Here is a 10,796-nt window from a genome sequence, read left to right on the forward strand (position 1 = left end):
GGCGCTGCCCGGCGTGACCGATCCGGAAGTGATCGCCTCACTGACCCCGGCGCGGATCGCCGCCGCCCGAGCCCGGAAAAAGGCCGCCGCCTGAACCTGTCAAGAGGGGGGCGTTTACCCCGCTTACGTCTTAACGCTCGCTGGCTGACATGAGGAAAATGGAAACCACCCGCCGATGATGGCACCCTCGTCCGCGAAACCGTCGGACACCCGAGCAACCAAGCTCCTGGTAAAAAGCCGATACCGTACTAGGATGGCACGGATGGATATGCCCCCCTCCCTTCTCAACTTCCGTGTATTCCGTGTATTCCGTGGTTAAGAATCGAATCACTCGGAAAGATCCACCCTCACCAATTCCTCGTCGTTCCGAACAAACGCCGACTTCATCGCAAACGCCGGCGCGGTCCAAACCACATCTCTCCCAAACGCCTCATTCGTCGGCTTCAAAACCTGCGCCTTATCCAACTCCTTATATCCCTCCGGAGTCATCTCCGCGATGATCAGCTCACCCTTCTCATTGAAGAGATAAAACCGCCCACTCGGCTCATGCCGCGTCACGAAAACCGTCCCGTGCCGCACCCGTGAACCCTCTTCACCCGTCACCGGCAGCGTCGTCTCCCACAAGCGCTTGCCATCCTTCAAATCCACCGCCATCAACTGGCTCGTCTCGATATCCGGACCATACATCGTCCCATCGAAAATCACCGGCGTCGCATTCGACGAATAAAGCGAAGTCTTCGGCTTCCCTTTCCACAGCTGCCTCGCCCCCGGCTTCTCCGCATCAAGCTCATAGAGCGCCCCAATCCGCCCCATCCCGCTCGCATACAGCTTCCCGTCCGAAAATTGCGGCGCCGCGATCGACATGTTGAAATTCACCTTCAACGGCTCCGACCAAAGCACCTCACCCGTTCCCGGCTTCAAAGCCGCCACTTCCTCCGGAGTAAACACAATCATCTGCTCGGTCCCGCCATACTCGATCACCGTCGGCGGGCAATAACCCGGCTCTTCCGAGGACAGCGCCTTCCACTTTTCCTCACCCGTCGCCGCATCGAAAGCCACCACCGAGCTCCCCTCGCCCCCCGCCATCGTCACCACCAGGCCGTCGTGCACCAGCGGATGCGCCGAAAATCCCCAGATCGGAAACCCCGGGTCGTAGGACTTCACCAAATCCTTCTCCCAAAGCAGCTCCCCGCTTTTCGCATCGAGACACATCAGCTGCCCCATACCTCCCAGCGCATAAGCCTTCCCCCCGCTCACCGTCACCGTCGACCTCGGCCCCGCCGGATAGGAAAGCTCATACGGACGCTCCACCGCATATTCCCAGATTTGCATGCCCGTCTCCGCATCGAAGCACCTTACCCGCTCCTTCCCCTCCAGCGCTACCGCCTTGCCTGGATTGTTCACCACCTCACCACCGGTCTTCAGATAATCCATCAGGTATACCTTACCGTCCGCAACCGATGGCCCCGAATACCCCAGCCCCACCGGCACCCGCCACGCGATCTTCGGTCCGGTCTCCGGAAACTCCGCGACCACCCCTTCCTCATCCCAAGTCCCATCCCGGTCCTCTCCCAGCCACTGCGGCCAATCCGCCGCCATCCCCACACCCATCATCAACAATCCCAGCACGATTTCCTTCATGCCTGCATCCTTCGACCGGGAGAGCGCCGTCGTCAATCATCCAAAGAACGTCGCCAGTTCTTCCCGCCTTGGAGTACAGGATTCAGTGGTCAGGGAGAATCTCCAATGCTCGACGAGCCTCACCGGTAGGGACTACCTCAATCGCCCAAAGTCTTGCCGGAGGCGCAAGCTCTCCGGCCGCCGAACCCCATTGCTATCCCACTAACCGATAAAGCGCTCGGGCCAAACGAGCCCCTTCCTGACCCCTGTTCCCTGTACCCCAAAGCCCGCACCACCACCCCGCCCCCACTTGCACGACCCCCCCGAATCACCCAAAATGTCCGCCCCGCCCCTTGCCCAAATCCCCGTATGATCTACCCATAATCACCCGTAAGATCACCTCCCCAAAAAATCTGCGTCCATCCGCGTTCATCTGCGGTTAAAAAACTGCCTTTCCCAAAATCAAGAATCCTCAAACCTTGGCGTCCTTAGCGTCTTGGCGTTTCAAATTTCCTGCCCCTTCCAATATCCTACCCATCCCATCCATCCTGGTCCCTCTAAATTCGATGTCCTCCACCCTAACTAAAGACCAAGCCGCCGCCCAACTCGACGCCCACACCCTCGAAATGGTGAAGTGGCACTTTTCCCCCGAAACCGGCTGCCCCTACTGGCTCGAAAAAGCCAAGACCCTCGACTTCAACCCGCTCACCGACATCCACAGTTTCGCCGACCTCCTGAAGTTCCCCCACTTCGACGACGAAATCCTGCGCAAAGAAGACCCCGCCCGCTTCATCCCCCAAGCCTACATCGGCCGCCCTTACAACGTCTTCGAAACCGGCGGCACCACCGGCATGCCCAAGCAGCGCATCGGCTGGGACGACTACAAAACCGACTACACCGAATTCTCCGAGCACTACGGCCCCGACTTCTTCCCCGCCGGTGCCAACTGGCTGATGGTCGGGCCGACCGGCCCGCGACGTCTCCGCATGGCCATCGAGCACCTCGCCAACATCCGCGGCGGCGCCTGCTACTTCATCGACCTCGACCCGCGCTGGGTCAAACGCCTCATCGGCATGGGTGAAATGAAAATGGCCAAGGCCTATCAGGAGCACGTCATCGACCAGGCCGCCACCATCATCCGCCACCGCGACATCGGCTGCCTCTTCACCACCCCGAAACTTCTCGAAAGCCTCGCCGAGCGCATGTCCCTCGCCGACGCCGGCATCGGCGGTGTCTTCGCCGGCGGCACCACCATGACCCCGCAGTACGTGCGCTTTATCGAAGAGGAAGTCCTCGAAGGCAAAGTCAACTTCGCCCCCACCTACGGCAACACCCTCATGGGCCTCGCCATCAGCAAGAAGCGCGGCCCCGGCGAATACTCCCTCACCTACCACGCCCCGCAACCCCGCGCCGTGCTCCGCATCGTCAACCCCGACGACACCACCCAGCTCATGGACTACGACGAATACGGCCGCGTCGAGCTCACGACCATGACCAAGGAATTCTTCATGCCCCGCTTCCTCGAACGCGACGAAGCCATCCGGAGAAAGCCCTGCGACGAATTCCCCTGGGACGGCGTCGGCGATGTCCGCCCATTCCAATCCGGAACGAAGACGGTGATCGAAGGGGTTTACTAACATCTTCCACTTCGCACTGATCACTTGGCACTGCCGCGCAGCGGCCAAGCCTGAAAACTGAACACTGAAAACCAGAAAACTTCAGGATTAACATCCCCACCCTCCGCCTCAACGGAAGCTCCAGCCCGGAAACCAGAACTTGCATCGATCAACCAATCGTCATACGATAGACCAATCGATATGAACACCGTCACCCTCTCACCCAAGTTCCAAGTCGTCATCCCCCTCGCTGTCAGGGAAGAGCTTCACCTCACCCCCGGCGAGAAGTTGCGGGTGATTCGCTACGCCGACCGGGTGGAATTCATTCCCGTAAGACCCATCCAGTCCGTTCGTGGGCTCCTCAAGGGCATGGATACGGAAATCGAACGGGAGGGCGACCGCCTGTGAGTTCCTACCACGTCGTCGACTCTTCCGGCTGGCTTGAATACTTCGCCGATACCGAGCGAGCCAAGCACTTCGAGGCCCCCTTGACCGAGCCCGAGCACCTCATCGTCCCCGTCATCACCATTTACGAGGTCTTTAAAAAGGTCCTCCGCGAGCGAGGCGAAGACGCCGCCCTGCAAGTCGCCAGCCAGATGCAGGCCGGCACCGTCGTCGACCTCAACATGAGCCTCGCCCTCGAAGCCGCCCGCCATCCACTTCCGCTTGCCGACAGCCTGATCTATGCGACCGCTTTGCGCTGGAACGCCGAACTCTGGACCCAGGACGAGCACTTCAAGGACCTCCCCGGCGTAAACTATTTCCCCAAGTCTTCCTCTGCCCACTGATCGCTGCTCACTCGGCACTTTCCCATGAACATCCCCATCCTCCGCCTCGGCGAAAGCTACACATCCCTCGACACCGTCGAACTCGACCTCGGCCATGGTGAAACGCTCACCACCCACACCGCCAACCCGGGCCTGATCCGTCGCGACCTCCTCAAAGTCGCCAAGGCCAAGGCCGCCCTCGACGCCATCCCCGCCGAGACCCTCGCCGACTATTGCGAAGCCGCCGCCGAGCTCTTCCTTCACGCCGACCTCCCCTGCGGCGACTCGACCCAATCCCCGCAGCAATACATCGAGTCCCTCTCCGCCCTCACCCGCCTGCCGCACACCCTCGTGCGCATGAACATGGGCAAGATCCACGCCGCCATGTCGGAGATCCGCACCGTCATTGGCGGCCTCACCCGCAAGATGCCGCTCAACATCTTCGACAAGGGCCTCACCCAGGTCGAGGACCTCACGATCAACTTTTTTCCCGCGGCCAACTCCCTCGGCGTCTCCCTGCCGAGCAACGCCCCCGCCGTCAACTCGCTGTGGATTCCCGCCCCGGTGATGAAGATCCCGGTCTTCCTCAAGCCCGGCCGCGAAGACCCCTTCACCCCGCTGCGCATCGTCCAGGCGATGATCCAGGCCGGCTTCCCGAAAGAAGCCTTCGGCTACTACCCGACCACCCACGAAGGCGGCGACACCATCGTCACCTGCTGCGGCCGCGGTATCTCGTTCGGCTCCGACGCCACGGTAAAAAAGTACGCTCCCTACGACAGCGTCCAGGTCCACGGCACCGGCCGTTCGAAAATCCTCATCGGTGAAGACATGATAGCCCGCTGGCCCGAGTTCCTCGACGTCATCGTCCAATCCATTTCCGCCAACGGCGGCCGCTCCTGCATCAACACCTCCGCCATCCTCGTCCCCAGCCACCGCGACGAACTCGCCGACGCCCTCGCCAAAAAGCTCGCCGAGATCCAACCGCTCGCCCGCGACGACGACCACGCCCTCCTTTGCGGCTTCGCCAACCCCACCATGGCCGACGCCATCGACGATCTCATCACCGCCTCCCTCAAGGAGCCCGGCGCCGAAGACATCACCGCCAAGCACCGCAGCAGCGAGCGCAAAGTCGAAGCCTTCGATCAATTCTACCTCAACCCGACGCTGGTTTCCTGCACCGACAAGGATCACGCCCTCGCCAACACCGAGTTCATGTTCCCCTATGCCAGCATCGTCGAAATGCCGCAGAGCGAAATGGTCGGCAGCATCGGCGAAACCCTCGTCGTCAGCGCCTTCACCGAGGACCAGCGTTTCATTGAAGAACTCCTCCTCAGCCCCGACATCGAACGCCTCAACCTCGGTGCCTACCCCACCAACCGCGTCCAATGGGAACAACCCCACGAAGGCAACCTCTTCGAGTTCCTCTACCACCGCCGCGCCATCCAAGGCGACGTGGCAGCGGCTTCCAGCCGCTGAGCCAAGCCTGCTAATTCCAACCTTAAATCATCTTAATTCCGCCGACGGCGAAGCCCGTAGCTTGGCGACCGTCGATCGTGCCGCATCACCGTAATGAAAATCATTTCGTCCTCAATTTCGAACACCAGATGATAGGGAAAGCCTCGAATCTTACACCGCCGCCGTTTCGCATCGATAGGGTGGCAACGATAGGGCGACTGCTTGATTCTTGCGACCGCATCCGCAAAGGCTTCATACAAACGGTCTCCTGCCGTATTCGAACGTGCGTCGTAATATTCAAGGGTAAGCCTGAGATCGCTCCGGACCAAGCGGTGAAATATGATCGTCACCGCGCCCGAAGTCTTTCGCGTTCAGCTCGAAACTCATCCATGAATTCAGCTTCGGGAATCCCTTCAACCTTACCTGTTCTCAACTCCTCACCCCTGCGGATCGCTTCAGTCAGGCTATCCTCGTCCGAATCATTCGGGTCCGCGCCCTCCAAACTGTCCATGATAAGGTGCATCAACTCCGCACGGTCAGACTCATCGAGCTTCAACGCTTCGGCACCAAGATCTTCAAGCTTCATAGGGACACTCTAGACGATTCATTCACGATTGGCAATCCATCGCCCTACCGCTTTATCATGACCTCCTTCGACGCCCGCCCCTCCCCCCGCATCCTTTTCGGACCCGGGCGTCTCTCCGAACTCCCGGATGCCGTCAAATCCCTCGGCGGCACCAACATCCTCCTGGTCACTGACACCGGTATCGTCGCTGCCGGCCACATCCGACATGCCACGGGACTCCTCCGCGATGCCGGTCTTCAAGTCACCACCTATCAGGACACTCACGTCAATCCCGCCGAATCCGACATCGAAGCCTGTCGCGCCTTCGCCGCCGACGTCGCGCCAGACCTGATCATCGGCTTCGGCGGCGGCAGCAGCATGGACACCGCCAAAGGCTGCAACTTCCTCCTCAACAACGGCGGCCGCATGTCCGACTACCACGGCTACGGCCACGCCGAAAAGCCGCTGCTCCCGTTTATTGCCGTCCCCACCACCGCCGGCACCGGCAGCGAGTGCCAGTCCTTCGCCGTCGTCTCCCGCGATGGCTCCCACGAAAAGATCGCCTGCGGCGATCCCAAAGCCCTCGCCAAGATCGCCCTCCTCGACCCCGAGCTCACCCTTTCCCAGCCTCAGAAAGTCGCCACGCTCACCGCCCTCGACGCCCTCAGCCACGCCCTCGAAACCGCCGTCTGCACCAAGCGCAACCCCATTTCCCAAGCCTACTCCCGCCAGGCCTTCCGCCTGATCTCAAGCTCCATTGAAGCGGTCATCACCAACACCGCCAGGATCAACAACCGCGCCGACATGCTCCTCGGCGCCGCCATGGCCGGCTCCGCGATCGAGAACAGCATGCTCGGTGCCGCCCATGCCCTCGCCAATCCGCTCACTGCCTTTTTCGACGTTCCCCACGGCCACGCCGTCGCCCTCACCCTCCCCCACGTCATCCGCTTCAACGCCGAAGACCCCGAATCCGCCGCCACCTACGATGACTTTAGTAGATACCTCGGCGAACCCCTCATCGACTGGCTCGAATCCATCATCGCCAGCGCCAAGCTCCCCCATCTGAACATCGACCCCACCCGCATCCCCGAGCTCACCGCCGCCGCCCTCCCCCAGTGGACCGGCAAGTTCAACCCCCGCCCCATCACCAAGTCCGACATCACCGCCCTCTACCAAGCCGCATTAACAGTGGCATGACCGTCCCGGTCATGAACGCAGCGCTCCTTTTCACCTTGAAAGCCCAGACTTCCAAACCCGATCCTTCCATTCATGACCGAGACGGTCATGCCGCTTCAAGCGCCCTCATCCTACTTTCACTCTTCCTCATCCTGCCCGCCTGCAAAAAGGAATCCCCCCCAAAGGTCGAGCCCGCAGCAACCATCCCCGCCGCCCCGCAACCCACAACGCTCAACTGGCCCATCACCCGCGGCGGCCCGTCCCTCCAGGGCCGCGTCCATGCCCCCGCACCCCAGTCCCCAACCATCGACTGGACCTTCGAACTCGACGCCCCTGCCATGGCCGAAGCCGCTGTCTCGGACGACTTTCTCATCGTCGGCGACATCATGGGCCTCGTCCACGCCATCGATCTTAAAACCAAGGAAGCCCTCTGGTCTCACGAAACCGACGATACCATTCAAGCCGCCCCCGCCATTTCCGAGGGCCGCGTCTTCGTCGGCTCCGGCGACAACACCTTCCTTGCGCTCGACCTTACCACCGGCGAACCCATTTGGACCGTTCAGGGCGACGAAAAATTTCCGTCCGCCCCGATCGTCGTCCGCTCCCCCGCAGGCGACACCCAATGGGTCCTCGTCAACGGCTACGATGGCATCGTCCGCTGCCTCGACGCTTCCAATGGTGAAGCCGTCTGGAATTACAAGACCGACGACTACATCAACGGCACCCCCGCCATCATCGACAACTCACTCGTCGCCTTCGGCGGCTGCGACAACCTCATCCACGTCCTCAAACTCGAGGATGGCACTCTTTCCAACGAAATCCCCACCGACGCGCAAATCATCAACAGCGTCGCCACCTTCGGGAAGAACATCTACTGCACCACCTACGCCAATCAGCTCGTCGCAACCCTCGCTGACGGCGAAGCCCTCGACTGGATCTACGAAGCCGAGGACTTTCCCTTCTCCAGTTCCCCCGCCATCAATGAAGAACTCGGCCACGTTTACATCGGGTCGAAGGACCGGCACCTTCACGCGGTCGACACCACCACCGGTGAACTGCTCTGGAAATACCGCACCGGCGGCCCCATCGAGTCCTCGCCGCTCGTCTTCGATGATGCCGTCGTCTTCGGCTCCAACGACGGCCGCCTTTACGCCGTCACCTTTGAAGGCGAAGAGCTCTGGACCCTCGACTTGGGTGAGAAACTCACCGCCCCACCGATCTACGCACAAGACCGCCTCATCATCACCGGCGGCAAAGGCACCGTCTTCGTCATCAAATAATTTGGACTGCGGTGGCGGACCGGCCGCTGAAGCTTTCACGTATTCCTTGGTCCACGTTCTTTGTTTCCAAGACCCTGAAAAAATTCGCGGAATTTCGCGCGCTTTCGTTGTTCCTCAATCTTCCCATAACTGACTAACCCGACAAAAGCGGCGGCACCGTTCGAAGACTCAGCCTCCCTCAAAGCATCGGGGCCGAAAGTCGAAAAGCGCTCTCGAGAAACTTCTGAACCTTCGAACGCTTCGCCCACTCCCCACCATCCAGCATTTCGGAGTCCTCCATGTAGCTTTGCTGCAATTGGCGCAGCTCGTCACCAAACACGGTCCCGTAGACAAAAGCCGCCACCTCGTAGTTGATCCACAAGCTGCGCATGTCGAGATTCACCGTGCCGAACATCGAGATCCGCCGATCCGCCGTGATCGACTTGGTGTGCAGCAGACCCTTGCGGTAGAGGAAAATCTTCACCCCGCTGTCAATCAGCTCATCGTAGAAGGAGCGGCTCGCATAGCGGGTCAACAGCGAGTCCACCTTCTCCGGCACGATCATTGAAACCGCGACTCCGCGAGCCGCCGCACCTCGTATCGCCCGCAGCAACGAATCATCCGGCACGAAGTACGGCGTTGTTAGAACCAGCTCCTCACGTGCGCTGTTCACCGTTGCCAGCAGCATCTGCAGCAAACCGTCTTCCGTCTGCCCCGGCCCTGAGGGCACGACCTGCGCCGCCGCGCTCCCGTTGGATTCCACCTCACCAAAGCCGACGGCTTTCGCCACTTCGAACACATCTTCGCCCGTTTCAAGCGTCCAGTCCCCGATCATGGTCAGAGCCAGAGGAGCAACCACTCCCCCTTTTACCCGCACCATCGCATCGACCCACTCCCCGACATTCGCATCCTGCTTGAAAAAACGGGGATCGACCATGTTCATGCTGCCGGTCCAGGCGGTCATCCCGTCAATGATCACGATTTTCCGGTGCAGGCGCACATCATTGCGACCGACGAGCATTCGAATGAATCCCGCTGGAAGTGCCTGCTTCAACTTCACCCCCGCATCCCTCAGGCGGCTCGGTTGATCGCCTTTCCACCAAGGCGCTGCTCCCAAACCATCGATCAAAAGACGGCAGTCCAAGCCACGCTCTGCGGCACCGATCACCGCTTCGAGCACCTCATCGGCAAGCCCTCCCTCGTTCCAGATGTAGAACTCCATCAGCACACTGCGCTCCGCGTTCCTCACATCTTCGGCAATCGCTTTCAAAATCTCGCCAGTGTCCGAGAAGAGCTTCCCGCTTGTTCCGCACACGGTCGGCAAACCGATCATCTTGCTACCAAGTCGGTCCATTTCCCGCGCCTCGGGTGGGTGCTCCGACCAATCAACCTCTGTCAAGTGCCTGCTAACCAGTGAATTGGTGACATGCTCGTAGGAATCCCGCAACCGCGCGAGACGTTTGACACGCTCCTTCCCGATCCTTTTCTCCCCAACCAAAAGATAGGCAAACGCCCCGCCAAACGGAATCGCCGCAATCAGGAAAAGCCACGCCAGAGCGACTCCGGTAGCTGGTCGCTGCATCACCACACGGATACTGAACCCGATCACCAGCAACAGATGCAGGATGATTGCGAGGGTCGAAGGATGGGTGAAAAAATCGAACAACGTCTTCATGGTGGCGGCGACACCTTGTCGGCAATTTTTGCAGGAATCCACCTTTTACCTCGGTCTTTCGCCAGAGTTTCCGGACCACGATTTCCAACCCGCCGTCGAGAGAAATCCGCTGAGTCTTCCGTATGGACCCAGACCTGAGCAGCCTCCGCTTTCCAACTGAGGCTGAGATGCTACCCTCCCGCACAAGATCCCATTGACCATGCCTGATTCATCCACAGCCTCCAAAGCCACCCGCGCGGGCAACTACTTCATTTCGAACTACCCGCCCTTCTCCTTCTGGTCGGAAGACAATGCCCAGGCCGTCCACGACGCCTACGCCACTCCGCACGAAGGCACGCCTCCGGCACTCGGCCTCTACCACCACATCCCCTTCTGCCGGAAACGCTGCCACTTCTGCTATTTCCGCGTCTACACCGACAAGAATGCCGACGAGATCAAGCACTACCTCGATTGCACCGTCCGCGAACTCGAAATGATGGCCCGCAAGCCGCTCATCGACGGCCGCAAGCCGCACTTCGTCTACTTCGGCGGCGGCACCCCGAGCTACCTTTCCCCCAGCCAGCTCGTCGACCTGACCGACCGCATGAAGGCGCTGCTCCCGTGGGATGCCGCCGAGGAAATCGCCTTCGAAGCCGAACCCGGCACGCTCAATCCCAACAAGGT

The 10,796-nt window shown here is 60.5% G+C and carries 11 protein-coding genes; 7 read left to right on the forward strand and 4 right to left on the reverse strand.

The features are described 5' to 3' along the window. Positions 1–327: 327 nt before the first annotated feature. Positions 328–1,641 (reverse strand): PQQ-binding-like beta-propeller repeat protein, encoded by a 1,314-nt coding sequence (locus WBG04_RS21745; RefSeq protein WP_424316949.1) that lies wholly within the window; start codon positions 1,639–1,641, stop codon positions 328–330. Positions 1,642–2,186: 545 nt separating this feature from the next. Between WBG04_RS21745 and WBG04_RS21750 the strand changes: the two genes are divergently transcribed. The 4 genes from WBG04_RS21750 to WBG04_RS21765 all read left to right on the forward strand — a co-directional run bounded on the left by WBG04_RS21750 (position 2,187) and on the right by WBG04_RS21765 (position 5,479). After that, positions 2,187–3,257: a hypothetical protein gene (locus tag WBG04_RS21750; protein WP_424316951.1), complete on the forward strand. Its 1,071-nt coding sequence runs from the start codon at positions 2,187–2,189 to the stop codon at positions 3,255–3,257. A gap of 180 nt (positions 3,258–3,437) precedes the next feature. Continuing rightward, positions 3,438–3,644, forward strand: coding sequence for an AbrB/MazE/SpoVT family DNA-binding domain-containing protein (locus WBG04_RS21755; protein WP_424316954.1), 207 nt, complete (start codon positions 3,438–3,440; stop codon positions 3,642–3,644). Further along, positions 3,641–4,024 (forward strand): type II toxin-antitoxin system VapC family toxin, encoded by a 384-nt coding sequence (locus tag WBG04_RS21760; protein WP_424316956.1) that lies wholly within the window; start codon positions 3,641–3,643, stop codon positions 4,022–4,024. Before WBG04_RS21755 ends, WBG04_RS21760 begins: the two co-directional genes overlap by 4 nt. Positions 4,025–4,048: 24 nt before the next feature. After that, positions 4,049–5,479, forward strand: a complete 1,431-nt coding sequence (locus WBG04_RS21765; protein ID WP_424316959.1) for an aldehyde dehydrogenase family protein — start codon at positions 4,049–4,051, stop codon at positions 5,477–5,479. 32 nt (positions 5,480–5,511) lie between these two features. On the opposite strand, the gene WBG04_RS21770 is transcribed toward WBG04_RS21765, so the two are convergent. Then, entirely contained in the window at positions 5,512–5,808 is a 297-nt protein-coding gene (locus WBG04_RS21770) for a type II toxin-antitoxin system RelE/ParE family toxin (protein WP_424316962.1), read from the reverse strand. Continuing rightward, positions 5,805–6,044 (reverse strand): addiction module protein, encoded by a 240-nt coding sequence (locus WBG04_RS21775; RefSeq protein WP_424316965.1) that lies wholly within the window; start codon positions 6,042–6,044, stop codon positions 5,805–5,807. Before WBG04_RS21775 ends, WBG04_RS21770 begins: the two co-directional genes overlap by 4 nt. 57 nt (positions 6,045–6,101) lie before the next feature. Here WBG04_RS21775 and WBG04_RS21780 point away from each other — a divergent pair, with 57 nt between their 5' ends. Both WBG04_RS21780 and WBG04_RS21785 read left to right on the forward strand, forming a co-directional pair. Further along, positions 6,102–7,220 carry an iron-containing alcohol dehydrogenase gene (locus tag WBG04_RS21780; RefSeq protein WP_424316968.1) on the forward strand — a complete coding sequence of 373 codons (1,119 nt, stop codon included), beginning with the start codon at positions 6,102–6,104 and terminating at the stop codon, positions 7,218–7,220. An 11-nt stretch (positions 7,221–7,231) separates the two neighbouring features. Beyond that, a complete protein-coding gene (locus tag WBG04_RS21785) occupies positions 7,232–8,479 on the forward strand; it encodes a PQQ-binding-like beta-propeller repeat protein (RefSeq protein WP_424316971.1) in 1,248 nt (415 codons plus the stop codon). Between the two features lie 178 nt (positions 8,480–8,657). Here the strand turns inward: WBG04_RS21785 and cls are convergent, their stop codons facing one another. Beyond that, positions 8,658–10,133, reverse strand: a complete 1,476-nt coding sequence (cls, locus tag WBG04_RS21790; RefSeq protein WP_424316974.1) for a cardiolipin synthase — start codon at positions 10,131–10,133, stop codon at positions 8,658–8,660. Positions 10,134–10,332: 199 nt separating this feature from the next. On the opposite strand from cls, the gene WBG04_RS21795 reads away from it, so the two are divergent. Continuing rightward, a partial coding sequence (locus WBG04_RS21795) for a radical SAM protein (protein ID WP_424316976.1) occupies positions 10,333–10,796 on the forward strand: 464 nt, incomplete at its 3' end.

Source organism: Haloferula sp., from assembly GCF_049672945.1.
Lineage (GTDB): Bacteria > Verrucomicrobiota > Verrucomicrobiia > Verrucomicrobiales > Akkermansiaceae > Haloferula.